The organism is Mongoliitalea lutea, assembly GCF_014652135.1.
Taxonomy (GTDB): domain Bacteria; phylum Bacteroidota; class Bacteroidia; order Cytophagales; family Cyclobacteriaceae; genus Mongoliitalea; species Mongoliitalea lutea.
The window spans coordinates 218,073-236,970 of sequence record NZ_BMYF01000003.1 but is presented as its reverse complement, the minus strand read 5'-3'; the positions used below and the strand labels follow the sequence as shown (position 1 = coordinate 236,970).

General features: G+C 41.3%; 17 protein-coding genes. 6 read left to right on the top strand and 11 right to left on the bottom strand.

Annotation, left to right across the window (positions count from 1 at the left end):
- Window positions 1-27: 27 nt before the first annotated feature.
- Window positions 28-1,881 (top strand): gamma-glutamyltransferase family protein, encoded by a 1,854-nt coding sequence (locus IE080_RS03915; RefSeq protein ID WP_189579133.1) that lies wholly within the window; start codon window positions 28-30, stop codon window positions 1,879-1,881.
- Window positions 1,882-3,028: 1,147 nt separating this feature from the next.
- Here IE080_RS03915 and IE080_RS03910 read toward each other — a convergent pair.
- Complete coding sequence (locus IE080_RS03910; RefSeq protein ID WP_189579132.1) at window positions 3,029-3,997, bottom strand: zinc-dependent alcohol dehydrogenase family protein; 969 nt, start codon at window positions 3,995-3,997, stop codon at window positions 3,029-3,031.
- Between the two features lie 202 nt (window positions 3,998-4,199).
- Between IE080_RS03910 and IE080_RS03905 the strand changes: the two genes are divergently transcribed.
- From IE080_RS03905 to IE080_RS03890, 4 genes are read left to right on the top strand one after another with little or no spacing between them, the layout of a single operon-like run.
- A complete protein-coding gene (locus IE080_RS03905) occupies window positions 4,200-4,967 on the top strand; it encodes a glucose 1-dehydrogenase (RefSeq protein WP_189579131.1) in 768 nt (255 codons plus the stop codon).
- Window positions 4,948-6,183, top strand: coding sequence for an acyl-CoA dehydrogenase family protein (locus IE080_RS03900; RefSeq protein WP_373295118.1), 1,236 nt, complete (start codon window positions 4,948-4,950; stop codon window positions 6,181-6,183). Before IE080_RS03905 ends, IE080_RS03900 begins: the two co-directional genes overlap by 20 nt.
- On the top strand, window positions 6,176-7,207 hold the full coding sequence (locus IE080_RS03895; protein WP_189579130.1) for a phosphotransferase family protein: 1,032 nt from the start codon (window positions 6,176-6,178) through the stop codon (window positions 7,205-7,207). The genes IE080_RS03900 and IE080_RS03895 overlap by 8 nt, the downstream gene beginning before the upstream one ends.
- Entirely contained in the window at window positions 7,204-8,082 is an 879-nt protein-coding gene (locus IE080_RS03890) for a 3-hydroxyacyl-CoA dehydrogenase (protein WP_189579129.1), read from the top strand. Before IE080_RS03895 ends, IE080_RS03890 begins: the two co-directional genes overlap by 4 nt.
- Here IE080_RS03890 and IE080_RS03885 read toward each other — a convergent pair whose 3' ends face one another.
- The 9 genes from IE080_RS03885 to IE080_RS03845 all read right to left on the bottom strand — a co-directional run bounded on the left by IE080_RS03885 (window position 8,083) and on the right by IE080_RS03845 (window position 17,977).
- Window positions 8,083-8,943 carry an N-acetylmuramoyl-L-alanine amidase-like domain-containing protein gene (locus IE080_RS03885; RefSeq protein ID WP_189579128.1) on the bottom strand — a complete coding sequence of 287 codons (861 nt, stop codon included), beginning with the start codon at window positions 8,941-8,943 and terminating at the stop codon, window positions 8,083-8,085. It lies immediately after the preceding gene.
- Window positions 8,944-9,168: 225 nt separating this feature from the next.
- Window positions 9,169-11,178 (bottom strand): alpha amylase C-terminal domain-containing protein, encoded by a 2,010-nt coding sequence (locus IE080_RS03880; RefSeq protein WP_189579127.1) that lies wholly within the window; start codon window positions 11,176-11,178, stop codon window positions 9,169-9,171.
- A 474-nt stretch (window positions 11,179-11,652) separates the two neighbouring features.
- A complete protein-coding gene (locus IE080_RS03875) occupies window positions 11,653-12,684 on the bottom strand; it encodes a LacI family DNA-binding transcriptional regulator (protein WP_189579126.1) in 1,032 nt (343 codons plus the stop codon).
- Between the two features lie 85 nt (window positions 12,685-12,769).
- Window positions 12,770-14,428 (bottom strand): OmpA family protein, encoded by a 1,659-nt coding sequence (locus IE080_RS03870; protein WP_189579125.1) that lies wholly within the window; start codon window positions 14,426-14,428, stop codon window positions 12,770-12,772.
- Between the two features lies 1 nt (window position 14,429).
- Complete coding sequence (locus IE080_RS03865) at window positions 14,430-15,401, bottom strand: deoxyhypusine synthase family protein (protein ID WP_189579124.1); 972 nt, start codon at window positions 15,399-15,401, stop codon at window positions 14,430-14,432.
- Window positions 15,402-15,499: 98 nt separating this feature from the next.
- Entirely contained in the window at window positions 15,500-16,105 is a 606-nt protein-coding gene (locus IE080_RS03860) for an OmpH/Skp family outer membrane protein (RefSeq protein WP_229800485.1), read from the bottom strand.
- 94 nt (window positions 16,106-16,199) lie between these two features.
- Window positions 16,200-16,442, bottom strand: a complete 243-nt coding sequence (locus IE080_RS03855; protein ID WP_189579123.1) for a hypothetical protein — start codon at window positions 16,440-16,442, stop codon at window positions 16,200-16,202.
- A gap of 2 nt (window positions 16,443-16,444) precedes the next feature.
- Window positions 16,445-17,347, bottom strand: coding sequence for a histone deacetylase family protein (locus tag IE080_RS03850; RefSeq protein ID WP_189579122.1), 903 nt, complete (start codon window positions 17,345-17,347; stop codon window positions 16,445-16,447).
- A gap of 60 nt (window positions 17,348-17,407) precedes the next feature.
- Entirely contained in the window at window positions 17,408-17,977 is a 570-nt protein-coding gene (locus IE080_RS03845; RefSeq protein ID WP_189579121.1) for a hypothetical protein, read from the bottom strand.
- Between the two features lie 124 nt (window positions 17,978-18,101).
- On the opposite strand from IE080_RS03845, the gene IE080_RS03840 reads away from it, so the two are divergent.
- Window positions 18,102-18,527 (top strand): AlbA family DNA-binding domain-containing protein, encoded by a 426-nt coding sequence (locus IE080_RS03840; protein ID WP_189579120.1) that lies wholly within the window; start codon window positions 18,102-18,104, stop codon window positions 18,525-18,527.
- Here IE080_RS03840 and IE080_RS03835 read toward each other — a convergent pair.
- Window positions 18,520-18,894, bottom strand: a complete 375-nt coding sequence (locus IE080_RS03835) for a phage holin family protein (RefSeq protein ID WP_189579119.1) — start codon at window positions 18,892-18,894, stop codon at window positions 18,520-18,522. The genes IE080_RS03840 and IE080_RS03835 overlap by 8 nt on opposite strands.
- Between the last annotated feature and the right edge of the window lie 4 nt (window positions 18,895-18,898).

Below are 18,898 nucleotides of genomic sequence, written 5' to 3'. Positions count from 1 at the left end.
ATTCATCTAAAGAATAATTACATAGCTATGTTCAAGCAATTCCGCCTATTCATCCTCGCCTTTGTCTTGCTAGGCAACCACAGCATATTTGCTCAAACAACCCAAAAGCCTCCCCTACACGGAAAAGAGTGGATGGCTATCACCGGAAAGCCTCTAGGGGCCACAGCTGGCTCCATGATTTTCCAGCAGGGAGGAAATGCTGTAGATGCTGCCTGTGGCATGCTGGCAGCAGTAGCCACTATGTGGGATGTACTGAGTTGGGGTGGTGAAACCCAAGCCCTTATTTACCATCCCGAACTCAAAAAAGTTATTGCTATCAACGCCATGGGTGTAACTCCAACTGGGGCGACCATAGAATTTTACAAATCTCAAGGCATGGATTACCCACCTGCTTTTGGTCCCTTGGCTGCTACTACGCCAGGAACACCCGGTGGTTTGATGACCATGCTGGCAGAATATGGAACCATGAGTTTGGAACAAGTGCTCAAGCCAGCCATGCAATTGGCCAAAGGCTATCCAATCGAAGCCCAAACAGCCAATTCCATCGAGAGCAATAAAGCAAGAATCAAAGAATGGCCCTATTCCCGAAAGGTATTTTTACCTCATTTGGGAGAAGAGCGAGAAGCCCCACATGCAGGGGAAATTTTTGTTCAGGAAGATTTATACCAGACTTTGGGAAAACTGGTAGAAGCCGAACGCACTGCTCTAGCCAATGGGAAAAACCGAAAAGAAGCGATTTATGCAGCCTATGAGCGATTCTACAGCGGGGATATAGCGGAGGAAATCGTCCGCTCTACCCGTGAGCAAGGTGGATTGTTCACCATGGAAGATCTAGCTATGTGGAAAGTGAAGATTGAAGAGCCGCTTTCGGTGAATTACAAGGGAATAGACGTGTATAAGCTGCAAGAGTGGACCCAAGGTCCTGCGCTCCTTCAGTCATTGAACATTTTGGAGAATTTTGATCTAAAATCCATGGGTTACAATTCCGCTAATTACATCAATACGGTGTACCAAGCGATGTCCTTGGCTTTTGCTGACCGGGACTTTTACTATGGAGACCCTGATTTTGAGCCAAAAAGCCCGATGAGAGGTTTATTGTCCAAGGAATATGCAAAAGAGCGTGCGAAATTGATTCAAGAAAAAAATGACCCTACTATAGGTCCAGGTGATCCTTATCCTTTTCAGGGCGGCAAAAATCCCTTCCTGGATTTACTAGAAAAACGAACGGAAGCCTTGGCTTATCATACGCCGGAGCAACCAATTTCTGGTCCTGAGGATCCATTTCTATTGGAGTTCCAATCCGGTACCACCTCTATTCAGGCAGCTGATGCGGAAGGCTGGGTGGTTTCCATTACGCCTTCGGGGGGTTGGGTTCCTGCGGTGATTGCAGGAAATACAGGGGTTGGCTTGAGTCAGCGCATGCAGTCTTGGGTTTTGGATGAGCGCATGAATCCATACAATTTGCTTGAACCGGGCAAGCGTCCACGGGTAACGCTCACTCCTTCCATGGCATTGAAAGATGGGAAGCCTTATTTATCCTTTGCTGTTCAGGGAGGCGATACCCAAGATCAGGATTTGCTGCAACTATTTTTAAATATTGTTGAATTTGGAATGACCGTGCAAGAAGCTTCCGAAGCAGCCAATATTCACAGTTACCAAATGCAGTCTTCCTTCGGTGCCCATGAAATTAAACCCGGTTCAATTACCCTCAACAATGCTATTCCCTCTTGGATTCGTAACGATCTACGCAAGCGAGGCTACAAGATGGACTTCCAAGAACGTACCTCCGGGCCATTGAATGCCATTTGGTTTGACTGGAAACACGGTACCCTTTGGGGAGGCTCAAGTAATCATGGTGAGGATTATGGGATAGCGTGGTAGGTGGGGGTGAGCAGTTAGCAGTTAGCAGTGAACAGTTAGCAGTGAACAGTTGGGGTGGAATGTGGAATTAGGAATGAAGAATTAGGAATGAGGGGATTCTAGAGACCTACGAGGAAAGTTAGCAGTGAAGAGTGAACAGTGGGAAGTCTGTCTCCGGTGGCTGAGCGGAGTCGAAGCCAGCGGTAAGAAAAGTGAACAGTGAGCAGTGAACAGTTGGGGTGGAATGTGGAATTTGAAATGAGGAATTGTGAATGAAAGAAAAGATTAAAGGAGAAAGGGAAAAGGTTGGATTACTCTAGATTGGCGGGGGTGGTTGGAGTTGTTAAGTGTTAACATGTGGTTTTGGGGTGTTGTCTTGGGCACAATGGAATTTTTGACTTTATGGAAAACGCAAAGGGCGCTACGATGAAGCGCAAGGGGCCAAAAGTTTAGACACTATCCTTGCAACTCGCGAAATATAATCGGGTGCTGACTTTTATAGCTTGGAACGAAGATTAAAATCAATTGTATCAACTTGATTTTCAGACTATTCAAATTAGTATTCAAGAAGAGACCTGGCAGGTTTTGAAAACCTGCCAGGTCTAAACCTGCTTACAATCAGCTGTTTATATTGAATTTTTACTGCATTACTTGTTCATTGCTAACCACCAATGCCGCGGCTTAAAAGCCACGGCTATTGATAGCGTCTTTTCTTTGGAAATCATGATAAATTTTAGCTCAAAATCTCAATTATTTTAGTGGGTTAAAACCCACTTCTCAGGATGTGTGATAGGTATTCGGTTCTAGTACTCCTAATCCACATCATAACATTTAACAATAAACACCTGAAACCATTCCCGAAGGTCCACAAGATCATCGAACCATTCTTCATTGCTAATTCATCATTGCTAATTCCCAACTGTTCACTTTCCCTACAAATGCCGGGGCTTAAAAGCCACGGCTATTGATGCAGCTATTCCTCAGAAGTTAATCAAAATGATCGTTATAAAACCTCATCCCGTTAATGGGTTAAAACCCATAGCTGAAATGTCTTCCGTCTCTAAGAAACTTTGGTTTTAAACTTTCTTCATTCCCCGATTATCGTGGCAGGCTTTGGCTCTTGTTTCTTATCTCTCGCTTCTCGTCTCTCGCTTCTCGCTTCTCACTGTTAACTTGCCAAAATGATTTTCCCATTTCTTCCTCCTGTTTCATAGGCTTGGATGGCTTCTGCAAATTGCTCCAAAGGATAAACCGCATCTACATCTACTTTCATTTGTTGGGAAAGTAGCATACCGAAAACCGTTTTAAAGGCAGTGTTTCGCTCCTCATTGCTGAGGCTTTCCATCCAAGTAGTCAACCAAAAGCCCTCAACTTTTAGATCTTTGAAAATCAACAAACCAGAGTTTAATGGAATATTTTCTAAGCTCAACAAGCCAAAAACCATCATCCGTCCGCCTGCTTTCAAGCTTGCCAAAGCACGGGCACCAAGCGTTCCTCCTACGGCATCGAATACCACAGATACACCACCATCGGTTTTTTCCATGATCACTTTTTGAAGCTTTTCCTTTTCTGTATTAACTACTAAATTCGCTCCCAAACCTTCCAATAAGGCCTTTTGTTCATCCCTTCTAACCGTGCAAGCTACTTTAATTCCTTTTTTCGTAGCCAATTGAATTACCAACTTTCCAAAGGCAGATGCTCCAGCTGTCACCAATAACCACTCCCCTGCCTTCAATCCCGATTTTTCTATCATACCATAAGCAGTCAATGGGTTGACGAATGCCTGACAGGCAACTTCATCCGAAATACCAGCAGGCGTAGGAATGACCATTACGGCAGGTACACAAACATATTCTTTCCAAGTACCAATAGCCGTGAAAATCACTCGTGTTCCTACAGGAATCTTATTTTCAGCATCGGCAGTTTCCACTACACCCGCTGCTTCAAAACCAGCAGAACTCGGTAGCCTTGGTGTTATACCATACATACCGCGGATAAACATGATGTCCGATGGGTTGATATTACGGGCGGTTACTCGAATACGCACTTCATGAGGCTTAGGAGTTGGCATTTCTGCTTCTTCCATTTTCAATACGTCTAGGGGCATGCCCGTTTCATTAAATACTACTTGTTTCATTTCTTACTAGCTTTTTATTGTACTTGGCTTGTGGGTGTGCTACCTGAACATGCCAACACGATTGTTTGAGTTTAAAGGTTAATTTCTGAATCTTGAAGTTATAAAAAATACTCGGTATGCAGAATATTTTTGAGAGAAGGTTTACAAAAAAGCTAGTTTTTCTTATCTTAGGGCATACATTTACATATAAACCCAAGTAGAAATGGATCTATCCTCCCTTTTTTCACTAGCAGATAAAGTTGCGTTGATTACCGGTGCCAGTAAGGGCATTGGCTTTGCTATTGCGGAAGCATTTGCAGCCGCAGGCGCCAAAGTAGTCATCTCTAGCAGAAAGCAAGAATCCTTAGATGAAATGACCGCACTCCTCAAAAACAAAGGCTATGAAGCCACCGGCATTGCCTGTAATGTGGGCAAAATGGAGGAGTTGGAAAATTTGGTACAAAAAACTGTGGAAGCCTATGGACAGATAGATGTTTTGGTCAATAACGCTGCATCCAATCCAGTTTTCGGGCCTGTACATGAGACATCCTTGGATGCTTTTGATAAAATCATGGATGTCAATGTCAAGGCACCTTTTCATTTGATGAATCTTTGTTTCCCTTATCTCAGACAATCATCTCACCCATCGGTCATCAATATTAGTTCTGTGGGGGGTATTTCTCCTGAAACTGGTTTAGGTATCTATTCTGTCAGTAAAGCAGCCTTGATTTCTCTTTCCAAGGTCTATGCAAAAGAATGGGGAGTTGCCAATATTCGTGTAAACACCATTTGTCCGGGGTTGATACAGACAAAGTTCTCAGAAGCTTTGTGGAGCAATGATAAAATCATGTCCCACATGATGAAAGCCCTCCCAATCAAACGTGTAGGAACCAGCGAAGAAATTGCAGCCATGAGTTTATTTTTAGCTTCCCCTGCGGCTGCGTATTCTACAGGAGGCGTATTCACAGCTGATGGAGGATTTACGATTTAAGGATATGGATTTACGCTATCTAAGTAACTCAACACGTGTGCATGAGTTGGTTCCTGCTTACCAAAGCTTTGTGCAGGAACATCTATATCCCCTAGAACAAGAGGCTGTATATGGCTCTTTCAAAGCAACGCTTCCCAAGCTCCATGCGCTTCGTGGATTGGCAAAAGAAAAAGGCCTCTTTGCTCCCCATCTTTCCGAAAAAGAAGGTGGTTTGGGATTGTCTTTAGTAGAGTTTGCCTTTGTATCAGAGGTCTTGGGAATGTCTCCATTGGGACATTTTGTATTCAATTGCCAAGCACCGGATATTGGAAACATGGAACTGATGCATCAGTTTGCCTCTAAGGAATTGAAAGAAACCTACCTTAAGCCCTTACAGGAAGGAAATATCCGAAGTTGCTTCGCAATGACGGAACCTCAGAACCCTGGTAGCAATCCTGTCCACCTGTCCACGACGGCTGTTAGGGATGGAGAGGAATACGTGATCAATGGTCATAAATGGTTTACTACTGCTGCAGATGGGGCCAATTTTACCATCGTGATGGCCTTGACTGACCCTGAAAATCCCAATCCCTACCTTCGGGCAAGTATGATTTTGGTTCCATTGGATAACCCAGGCTATCAATTGCTACGAAACATTCCTATCATGGGCGATGTAGGGGAAGATTACATGTCTCATGGAGAGGTGAAATTTACAGATTGTAGAGTTCCAATAAGTAATCTAATTGGCAAAGAAGGTGCTGGATTTGCTTTGGCACAAGAGCGCTTAGGACCAGGGAGAATCCATCATTGCATGCGCTGGATTGGCATTTGTGAGCGGGCAATTGATCTGATGTGTAAACGCGCTTTGGCCAGAAATCTGGACCCAGGAAGAAATCTGGCTTCGCAACAGACCATCCAAAACTGGATTGCTGAAGCTGTCGCCTCAGTGAAAGCAGCTAGGCTTATGGTTTTGCAAACTGCTGAAAAAATCGAACAGGAAGGTGCCAAAGCTGCCAAAATCGACATTTCAACCATCAAATTTTATGTATCGGATATCTTGATGAAAACCCTTGACCGGGCAATTCAAGTTCATGGAGCTTTGGGAGTAACAGATGACACGATTCTCTCCTTCTGGTACAGGCATGAGCGAGGTGCACGGATTTATGATGGTCCGGATGAGGTCCACAAATCTGTTTTGGCCCGACAAATTCTAAAAAAATATACAAGCCATGAATAAGCTGCCTGTTGGAGTGGAAGGGATAGAAAACTACCTAAAGGAGAAATTTGACATCGATCCTGCTGACTTAACTATTACGCAATTCAAAGGAGGATATTCAAACTTGACCTACAAGATTCAAAGTCCAGGAAAAAATTTGGTATTGAGAAGACCTCCCTTAGGTTTAAAAATAGCTAAGGCCCATGACATGCTACGGGAGTTTACGATCTTGAAAGCACTTGAAAAAGCAGGTTATTCCAAAATCCCCAAGCCACTCGATGCTAGTGAGGATGAACGTATCATAGGAGCACCTTTTTTCATCATGGAAGAAGTAAACGGTCCAATTTTACGAAACCGCTTAGCGTCTGAAATTCAAGATCCCAGTTCCTTTTTTTCCAAGCTTTCCAAAAATGCAATTGACTGCTTAGTAGAATTGCATCAATTGGAATTGAAAAATTCAGGATTGATTCAATTGGGCAAACCGGAGGGCTATGTTTCCAGACAGGTACATGGCTGGGTGGATCGCTATTTTAAATCCGAAACCAATGATTTACCGGAAATGAAGGAAGTTGCAGCATGGTTAGGCAATAATATCCCTACGCGAGAAGAAGTGGCATTCATTCATAATGATTTCAAATACGATAATCTTATCCTCTCCTCCTATGAAAACCCTGCCATCAAAGCAGTGTTGGATTGGGAAATGGCAACTGTGGGCGATCCTTTGATGGACTTGGGAACGAGTTTGGCTTATTGGGCGGAAGATGAGGATGATGCGATTCTCAAGCAATTCAATATCAGTCATGTGGCGGGAAATATGACAAGGCAAGAAGTCGTTTCCTATTACTTTGAAAAGAAAAATCAAGCTCCCATCGACATGGTTTTTTATTATGCCTTTGGCTTGTTCAAAGTCGGGGTAATTGCACAACAGATTTATAAACGCTATACCCTGGGCTTTGCTCAGGATGAGCGATTTGCAGGTTTGATCCATGTAGTCAAAGCTGCTGGGAAAAAAGCATTGAACAGTATTCAAACTCACACCATATGACAATCAAAAATGTATGCATTTTAGGTGCCGGAACATTAGGCACCAGAGTGGCTTTGCAATCAGCACTTTCAGGATATAAGGTTAGCATCTATGATATCAACCCCAAAGCCTCGGAGCAATCCAAAAAAGTGATGGAAAAAATAGTCCATCAACTAGCAAAATCAGCCAATTTAGAGGCTGATGCCGGTTTGAATGCAATTGAGGGAATCATCTTCACCGATATACCTGCCAATGCGGTCATGGATGCAGATATCATCAATGAAAGTGTCTTAGAAGATTATGCTGTCAAAAAAGAAGTTTGGACGCTATTTGGTCAAATCGCACCTGAAAAGACCATTTTTACTACCAATACCTCTTACATGCTTCCATCCATGTTTGCTGACTTCAGCGGCAGACCTGAGAAATTCTGTGCCCTGCATTTCCATGATGTATTTTATTCCAAAGTAGTAGACATCATGCCACATACAGGAACTGACTCTGATTTAATTCCGCTTTTGATGGATTTTGGCAGAAGTTTGGAGCAGGTACCCGTATTTGTGAAAAAAGAAAACCCAGGCTATATCTTCAATAGCATGTTGATGGCCTTTATTGGGGCAGCAGGTAAGTTAATCACCAACCATGTGGGCAGTATTGAAGACATTGACCGTTCGTGGATGGTCAATTTTCACATGCCCATGGGACCATTCGGTATTTTGGACAGCATAGGTTTAGACACTGCTTGGCATGTGACTAGCAGTCAAAAGGATACGGCTTCTCAGAAGTTTGCGGCATTTCTGAAAACCTATGTAGATGCGGGAAAATTAGGAGAAAAAACGGGCGAAGGCTTTTATACCTACCCGAATCCAGCTTACAGATCCAAAGGCTTTATAGAATGATCAAGGCTTAAACCTTCCAACCATGATCCCTGATTGGGATTTGGACCCTTGGAGATATTCGTGAATAGGTTTCTCGGATATCTCCACTTTTTTTGAGGCCGAACTAGCATGTAGCAAGTGCATGCGCCCATTTTTCTCAACAGCGAAGCCCACATGTACCATATCCAAGTTTCCCAAACTCGAGGTAATGGCAATCAAATCTCCATTTTGGAGTTTACTTTCCATCCCTTTGACAGCTGCTTTTGGGATGTAGTGATACTGCCTTCTGGCAATTCCTTGCTCAATAATCCGTATCGCATTTAAATTATAAGGATTGGACAATTGCGGATAATATTGAGGATTTTCGCTCATAAACGTTGGCTTATTTTCATAAGGCACCCCTCCCAAATCCTTGGTAACATCCAGTAAAAAACCTTTTGCCACTGCATCACTGATCCAATCGGAAAAATAATGCAATCGAGAAGGATATCCATCCCGAACCCCATTTCTGTACCGGACAAAGGTCAAGGAATTTTCGAAAGGGCCAATTCCGTGTTTGAGTAAATCCTTACTTCTGTTTAAAGCTATCACCGACTTGACAAAAGTCGTACAATCTAGTCCCATCACATTGATGACCAAAGTCTCATTATCGGTGATTTCCAGTGTTTTTTCAACATAGGGAGTGTTCAAAAATAGCTTTCCGATTTGCACATTTCTTTCGGAAAAGGTGTCTTCCAGCTTTTCATAAGTCAAAATCTCCCGAATTATTCCTTCCAAAGCTTCCCTATTCTCCGGGGTACAGATTGTTTGTGCGAAGGATTTTTGTGTTAAGCAAAGTAAAGAAAGGGCAATTATTTTCAGGTATAGACTATAAACTTTCATAGGAATCAACAACTAAGGAACACCTTTTTGGCATTTGATAAGCAAATTTGCACAGTTTTTTACATTTTTTTAGAAACCTTTATGCTAAAGCCCCGTTTGTATGTATTGAATGCAATGACGGGAGGACTTCCTACTGCTCATAAGGAGAGTAAGGCTTTTCTCTTTAGTTTAGTTGATGATTGTCATTGTTCAAACGGACCCCTTTACTCAAGGGGTTCGCTTTTTTTATACCTTTTTGAAAACCAAGGATGTTCTATTTGGAAGGTAAATATGAATTTTATTGTTTTTATCTGTTGGATAGGTCAATTTTTCAGCGATTCGTTCAAATCCTCCAAATTGTTTGTCGTCCGAATTAAGCACCAATTCGTATGTTCCTTTGCTCGGTACAGGTAACTCAAACCCAAAAATAGATTCAGAGATATTCCAGTTGTGAATAAAAACAAGATTTCCCCGCTCATAAGCAAGAATTTTTTTATCCGCATCTAAGAATAATTGATTTGCAGGTTCGGCAGCGCATATTTGGTACGCATTGACCAAGGCAATCATCGCTTTATCCCAGGCATCCAAATCCCGATAGCGTAAATGTTCAGTATCTACCAGAGACCATTGTCTTCGGGCATATTGATAGCTCCAGTTATTGCCTTCTCGTGGAAAATCCACCCATTCCGGGTGACCAAATTCGTTTCCAATGAAATTCAGATACCCTTCCCCACCTAAGGTGATGGTAATCATTCGGATCATTTTATGCAGGGCAATACCACGGTCTACTACCAAACTTTGCTGTAATTTGGACATGGAAAAGTACATTTCCTTATCCATCAACCAAAAAGCAATGGACTTATCCCCTACCAATGCCTGATCGTGGGATTCGGCGTAAGCAATCGTCTTCTCCCCTTTTGGCCTATTGGTCAACTCATGCCACATTTCAAACATATCCCAATGCTCATCAGGTTTATGCTTCAGAGTTTTGATCCAAAAATCAGGAATTCCCATTCCCAATCTGTAGTCAAAGCCAATACCTCCGTCATCCTGAGGCCTGCACAAACCCGGCATCCCGGAAACCTCCTCTGCGATTGATAAGGCTTGCGCAGAAAAATCATGGATTAATTTGTTGGCCAATTGCAAATAAACTACCGCTTCATCATCCACCCCTTCACCAAAATAAGCCCCGGCATCTCCAAAGCTTACATGCCCATGATGCTCGTAAATCATGGAAGTCACTCCATCCCATCGGAACCCATCAAAGTGAAATTCTTCCAACCAATAGCGAATATTGGAAAGCAAAAATTGCAATACATTGAATTTGCCGTAATTGAAGAGTTTGGAGTCCCATCCTTCGTGATACCCTTTAGAACCTGGATGAAAGTACTGATCAAATGAACCGTCAAACTCATTGAGACCTTCCAATACATTTTTTACAGCATGGGAATGCACAAGATCCATAATGACAGAAATACCCATTTCATGGCACTTGTTAATCAAATACTTCAACTCTTCAGGTGTACCGAAGCGCGAGGTTGGCGCAAAGAAATTGGATACATGGTAACCGAAAGAACCGTAGTATGGATGTTCCATGATGGCCATCATCTGTATGGTATTGTAGCCACCGGCTTTGATTCTTGGCAGAATGGTATCTGCAAACTCCACATAGGTCCCTACTCCTTCTTTCTCTTGGGCCATCCCAATGTGGCACTCATATATGATGGGCTGTTGTAAGTTTTTCTGAGGATCAAATTGATGGTCCGTCCAAGCAAATGATTCCACAGGCATCCAAAGTTGACCCGCAAAATCATGTGATCGTTCATCTTGAATTACCCTACGGATATAAGCAGGAATTCTATCCAATTCATGCCTGGATGAAATCACATGCACTTTTACTTTACCCTGATGCACAAAGGAGGTTTTGTAATCTGCATAAGGTAGAAAAATCTCCCAATCACCTCTATGGTTTTTTTTCATGGGATGGGAATAGCGATTCCAATCATTGAAATCTCCCATAAAAAACAACTGTTTTGCTTCCGGTGCCCACTCTCTATAGATCCATCCATTCCGGATTTTGTCAAAATGAATACCGTAATATTCATGGATTCTTGCAAATTCCAAAATACTCCCAAAATGGCTTTCCAGTTGACTCAGGCTATTTTTAAAACGTATATACCTTGTTTCCAACTCGTTGGCATACGGTTTTAGCCAAGCCTCATCCTGTAAAATTTTTAATGTTTGTTTCTTGCTCACAAAAAGTTACGATTAGTACTCAACCAAGATAAATAAATGCACACAAAAAACCTGCAACTTTAAAAAAATCTTTGAAGTCCAAAACTTTTTTACTGCTACACTACTAGAAATCTAAAGATAATTTAATGGGAAGTATTTAAGCAACAATAAAATACAACATGGTAGATGCTAGTGTATATCCTATAAGTAAGGAAAAAAATATGGGTCCAGATAGGGAGACCTTTTGATAGCCTGGACTTTTTTGGTGTGAGTAATAGTGACTAAGTTTCTTTGAGTATTTCTCGGGGAAGAAAGACAATATTACCGCAGCGTAAATCACCGTCAGTAAAATCAATGAAAATGCTGTTTCCATAACTTGTAATCGACATCGCAAAGATACATAAGGCTCCGATATTACCCTACAATTGTTAAGAAATCTTTACCGAAATTTTACCTGCAATTAACATTGGGTGTGGATGCAAGCTGCTCAGCTTCTCACGCTTTTACTTTTACTGAAGAATCTCTGATAACTAAACGTGTTTTCAGCTCTAATGTGTCTGGAATTTCAAAATTTTTATCTTCTAGCTTCTGAATTAGCATACGTACTGCTACTACCCCCATCTGATATCCATGCTGATCGATAGATGTCAAGCTAGGACTGACGATTTCGGCTAATTTCCAATTACTAAAGCCTACAATTGCTATTTGATCAGGTATGGATATACCCTTGTTTTTCAATGCCTTGATCACTCCTAAGGCGACCAAGTCAGTAATACAAAAAACGGCATCCGGAGGATTAGGTAAGGCCAAAAATTCTTCCATAAATTGCTCTCCCTCCTCTTCTGAAATGGACTCACAATAACGAATGTACTCTTCCTTAAAAGGTATCTGATGATCATTTAAAGCCTTTTTGTATCCCTTCATACGCTCACAGGCATTTAACACGTCCTTTCTACCTGCAATATGCGCAATTCGCTTGCATCCTTGGTCTATTAAATGTTTGGTAGCAGAATACCCCCCCTCAAAATCATCCACGATGACTTTGGGAACGGGCAGTTTTTCGAGGATTTTATCAAACTGAATGACGGGCTTACCTTCATCGATAAATTCTAAAATATGGTCACCATCGTAGGTTTCATTGGAAATTGAAATCAACAAACCATCTACGCTACTTGCCATCATTGTTTTGCAAGCCACGATTTCATCTGCAAGAAAATCATTAGACTGACTTACTAAAATATTATACCCCGATTTTTTGGCTTCATCGATGGAGCCACTAATCACTGTAGAGAAAAAATGGTGGACTAATTCAGGTACAATGAGTCCAATATTTTTGGTGCGGCTTTTTCGAAAATTAACGGCAATGATATTGGGTACATAATTATGTTTGGCGGCATAATCTTTTACCATCTGTATGGTTTCTTGTGCTATATCCGGATGGGCTTTCAATGCCCTTGATGCTGTGGACACAGAAATCCCCAAATCCTTAGCAATATCCTTCAACGTTAATTTTCTTCGCTCACTCATGACGCTACATCTTTAATGCTTGCGTCCAATATACTTGGAATCCATGAAAACGAATACATCAACAAAGAAAAATATGCAGACTAACCTATTGCTCAATTAACATTTCAACTCGGCGGTTCAACTGTCTGCCCTCTTCCGTGCTATTATCTGCTATCGGACGGGTTCCTCCCCATCCAGAAATACGGATTCTTTCAAACTCCACTCCATGCAAGGTCAAATAAGCTCTGATCTTGGAGGCACGTTTGAGAGATAAATCTTTGTTTAACATAGGATCTCCATAATTATCCGTATGTCCCTCAAAACGGATTTTAAGAGCAGGATTTTCTTTCATGAATTCCAACAGATTATCCAATACCTGTATGGATCGCGCATCAGCAAAGTCAGCAGTACCTACATTGAATTGAATATTGTTCAAGACCAAAGAACTCCCAGCCACTGCCTTGCTTAGGTAGAATGTATAATCGCCCAAATCAGCCCAACTAGCAGCTGCTACTTCTCTAGGAATATAACTTGGAGATTGGATCAAAATTCCCTCAAATGCATCTGTAGCCAACAAAGAATCAATTTCATTAACATTTTCCAATGGTAGGCGATCGCCACGCTTACCCAATAAAGTTACCTGATAAGGAATAGCCGTACGCTCTTTTAAATCGAATACCTCTATAGCTTTCCTCTCTTGGGGCTTTTCAATTGGCCCCACAGGTTCATTCATTGATACATTTGCAGGTGCAATTTCTGCTTTGTTCAAGGAAACTAAGGAGTCTTCACGGGTCACAGCAGTTTCTACTACTTCTATTGCCCTAGCCTCTGCAGCCACAGCGGGTGATTGAATTGCTTCTTTTTGAAAAATGGATTCGTCCATTTCTAAGGCAACCAACACAAAATCCCCAAAGCCTTCTGAATTTTGGGTGGTAGAAAAAAGCGCCAGTTGATTGACCGGATCAATCGGCAAATAATATAAGTCAGATCCTTGGGTGCTGGCCTTACTGAGTGCACGAGGAGTAGACCATTCAGTCCAGGTACTGTCCATGCGTTGGGTGACATAAATATCTTTTCCTCTTCCATTGCCGGATTTATTGGAAGAAAAAAACAAATACTCCTGATTTGCTGCTAAATAAGGTCCTTGTTCCTGAGCAAAGGTGTTAATCTCATCACCCAAGTTCATCGGGTTGGTCCATACACCTTCTCGAATTTTACGGATGATGTAAATATCCTCATTGCCATATCCACCTTGCTGTTGGAAAGAAAGGACCATCTTGGTTCCGGTGGCATCGAGCCTCCCACTGAAGTAGTTCCCTTCAGGTCGGAAGTTCTCAATGGATAAACGTCTCACATGATTCCATGAACTGCCAAATCTGGCATATTGATGGATGCCTCTTCCGTAAGTTCCTTCACTGTGATAAACATAGACAGTAATGGCATCTGGAAAGCCTACAATCACATCATTTCCTTCTGTGCTTAAGGCATTGACGCGGGTAGGACGGGTCCATTCTCCCAAAGGATTTTGTGCGGACATCCAAATATCACCATAATCTTTGAAGCCGCCCACGTTATCGGGATGAAAGCCTACTGAGAAGAAAAGTGTGCCATCCGGTGCAAGAACCGGATGCTTTTCATCATAGGGTGAGTTAAGCACCTTTAAGTGCTCCAATTCCTGGGCTATGGCCAGGTTAGAAAATAGGAAAGCAAGGGAAAGGACTCCCCTTGCTTTCGAAATAAGATAAGAATAGCTAATGTTAATCATTTTATTGGTCCAGTACAATCGCAAACACAAGTGGCGCAACGATTGTGGCATCGGATTCAATGATGTATTTTGGTGTTTCAAGACCTAATTTACCCCAAGTGATTTTCTCATTGGGTACAGCTCCGGAATATGAACCATAGGATGTAGTAGAGTCAGAAATCTGACAGAAATACCCCCACAATGGCACATTGTCGCGCTGTAAATCTTGATGCAACATAGGAACTACGCAAATTGGGAAATCTCCTGCAATACCTCCGCCAATTTGGAAGAAACCGACAGTGCTATCATTTGTAGCATTTTCCGTGTACCACTCTGCCAAGAACATCATGTATTCAATACCACTTTTCACTGTGTGAACATTTTTCACATCGCCTGATATCACGTGACCGGCATACATATTACCCAAGGTAGAGTCTTCCCAACCTGGAACGATGATCGGAAGGTTTTTCTTAGCAGCTTCCAACAACCAAGAGTTTTTAGGATCAATCTGGAAAGATTCATCCATTTTTCCTGAAAGAAGAATTTTATAGAAAAACTCATGTGGAAAATAGCGCTCACCTTTTGCATCAGCAGCCATCCACTCTTCCAAGATCACATTTTCAATCCTTCTCATCGCTTCCATTTCTGGAATACAGGTATCAGTCACACGATTCAAATGTCTATCTAACAAATCCTGTTCCTGTTCTGCTGAAAGCTCACGATAATTTGGAATTCTTTCATAATAATTATGCGCAACAAGGTTAAATACATCTTCTTCCAGGTTTGCACCAGTACAAGAAATGATCTGAACCTTATCCTGACGAATCATTTCAGCTAATGAAATCCCCAACTCGGCCGTGGACATGGCTCCTGCAAGCGTCACCATCATTTTTCCTCCATTATCCAAATGGGCTTTGTATCCTTCAGCAGCATCGATTAAGGCTGCTGCATTAAAATGCCTGTAGTTGTGTTTCAGAAACTCCGTTATTTTCATTTCTCAGTTTTTTAATTTGCTTGCAAAAGTACCAAATTATCAGGGACAAAAAAAGCCTCGCTTAAAATGCGAGGCTCTTGAATTCTTTTGATGGAATGTTATTTGGCAGCTGTTTTACTGGCTGCATATTTTTTATTGAGCCCTTCAATCACAACATCTGTGATATCCAAGGCCTTATTAGCATACCACATAGCACCACCACGAGTGTAAGAAAGGATCATTTCAAAGCCATTTTCTTCAGCATACGCACTTAAGTATTCTTGGATTTGATCATATACATCACTGTAAAGCTTGGATTCGTCCGCAGAAAGTTCCTGCATTAGATTATCCCTGAAGGTCATTAAATTACGCTCCTTCTTCATCAAATCTTCTTGTCTAGCTCTTGCCTGATTCTGAGTCATTGATCCGGCAGTTTGCTCGAAATTGGCCACTTCCTGTTCAAAACCTCTCGCTCTAGAACTTAAGTCACTTTCAAATTTTCTTCCTTTTTCTGTGATCTCTTCTGATTTCTCTTTGAAAAACTCATACTTGGCAATCAAACTGTCAGTCAACACATAAGCAACTTTGATGTCAGTCATGGCTGTTTCAGATGGAGTGCCTTCTTCTGAAGCAGGAGTAGAAGATGTTCCTGAACCTTGGTTACAACTTACTAGCGCAACTGCCATAATTGTCAGCAGGCCAAATGCAGATACTAATTTTCTCACGATTTTTTGATTAATTGTCAATAGGACGCAAATATAAACAAAGTAATTGTTTGTCAAAGTTTACAAACTTTCATTCTTGTTAAAATGCGTTAACTCACTTTTTCTTCTTGAACTTCTTCTTCCAATCGATTTGTGTTTTAAATACTATCGCTTGTCCAAATACTGATAGTCCAGCCATAATGATAGACAATGCTAAGGTCCCCAAACCAAACCAATTCCAGAAAGGCTCGCCCGATATTTTCCAACTCAAGGACTCACCCATCAAGCTAAAGCCAAAACCTAAAAGTAAAATACCACCTACGGCATAGCTGAGCCACTTTTTCTTTATTGCTTTCATACCTAGAAATAAATTTCCTGTGCTAACCTATACATATTCGCATGTGCTTCGATAATATGGGAGATTTTTTCTGAGTATCCCCCCCCCATGCAGCACATGACGGGAATTTTATGCTGATATGCAGCCTCCAACACAATTCTGTCGCGGTCCTTGCAACCTTGCATACTCAAACCTAACCTCCCCAATTTATCTGTGGCCAAAACATCCACTCCTGATTGGAAAATTAAGAAATCAGGTTCAAACTTGTCCATTAACGGATAAAAATTTTCCCGTAATAGTTTGAGATAGCTGGCATCATCGATTTTATCCGGCAACCCTATATCCAAATCGGATTGTTCTTTGTGCATAGGGTAATTACCGGCGCCATGCATACTGAATGTGAATATATTGGGATTATTGGCACATATTTCTGCTGTACCATTCCCCTGATGCACATCGAGATCAACCACCAAAACTTTATTGGCCAATTGCTGATCCAATAGGTAGTTTGCAGTAATGGCAATATCATTGAGTAAACAGAACCCCTCTCCTCTATTGGTAAAGGCATGATGGGTTCCACCGGCGATATTCATAGCTACCCCGAATTTCTTGGCGTAAACTGCTGCCTGAACAGAGCCATTCATGATATGGATTTCACGGTCCACTAATTGCCTGCTCAATGGAAAGCCTGTTTTGCGGATTTCTGATTTCGTGAGTTCTAGATTGAATAGCCGATCCACATAGGTTTTATCATGGGTCTTATAAATCCAATCCATGGCCATGTGTTCAGGTATAAAGAAGTTTTCGGAAGAAACGGTACCCTCGTAGAGCAACTGCTCGGGCAAGAGGGTGTATTTTTCCATCGGAAAACGATGTCCATCCGGTAAAGGATGACAATACAAATCTGAATAGGCGATCTTAAGCATACATAAAAAAAGCTTGTTGGTTAACAAGCTTGAAAATTAAAATGTTTGAATGAAGAAGGATTATGGGGTGTCGAAATCCTCTTCCTCTTCTGTTTGGAAAGAATACAAGGTCTCATCTAAGACCAGGGAATCTTCATTGAATTGTTTGACAAATTTATTGACGACTTTTTCATCGATGTATTCTACATTCAAAGCAGCATCTAAACCAATACCATAATCATGACTAGTATCAATATCTACAAACTCCTGTACTTTCACCGTTTCCTCATCTTCTATTTCCATGATGATTTCTGTAATAAACCAGCCAATCTCTTCCTCTTCACTGCTCAACGGTTTCAGATTTCCATTTTCATCCTCTTCGTATTTGATAGCTTTAAAATTAGGGAATTTTTTGGCGGCTTCATGTTCTGCTAACTCATACACTTCTGATGCATGATGCAATCTGAGGGTATACAAGGCCGCATCATAAATTACTTCTTTTCCTTCATGCATTCCTATAAAGTAAAAATTAACAAACTCATCCGTATTCTCTTCAGAATCTGCAAGTTTGAATAATGCATTGTTGTCTTTTAATTCCTGCTTCAATGTAGCAATCACTTTTGGATCAAAACCTTCATTCGGTATTTTCATAACATTTCGTGCTCGGTTGGTGTCTTTATTTGGGTTGGTTAAGGATTTAAAACTATGAAATGCCAAAATAAATTCCGCTTTTCACAATCAATACATTAATATAGCTACAAATTGGAAATAAAAAATGCTTTTACCTAAAAAAAATCTTGAATTTATTGAAAGTTTACTCAAAAGAAAGGAAGGCTTAACCCTTGATTTTAAGTTACATATCAGTAATTCGGAAAAAATAGCCAAAACCTTGGTCGGATTTGCAAATACTCATGGAGGTATGATACTAATAGGAGTCTCTGATTCCGGTAAAATAAAAGGCATTGATGGAGAGGAAGAACAATATATGTTGGAACTAGCAAGCGAAAAATTTTGCTCTCCTCCAATCCCACTCACCTATGAATTATATGAAATCGAAAACTGGGATGGTGAAGTAGAATTGGAGGAAAGCTATGTTTTATTAGTTAAAGTCCCTAAAACGGGAATTCAGCACACACATATAAACAGCGATGGAAAAGCAACTGTTTACAGGCGGGAAGGCGACCAGACAATTCCTATCTAGTAGGACGCTTCTCCCCTAGCGAAACACCCAATAAAGAGTTAATTAAACTCAAAATCAAAGCAAAAGCCAAAGCCCACCAAAACCCATCTACATAAAAGCCTCCAATAATTTCCGATGCTAGCAAAATCAAAATAGCATTGATGGCCAATAAAAATAAACCCAATGTTACAATGGTAATTGGAATGGTCAGCATGATTAAAATTGGTTTGACTGTGATATTTAACAAGGCCAATAAAGCAGTTAAGATAACAGCTGTCAAAAATCCATCTACATGCACCCCTGGCAAAAGAAATGCTGTAATGATTACGGAAACCCCTCCCAAAACAAGTTGAGCTAGGATACCCAAAGCTTCTGATGACTTACTCATATAT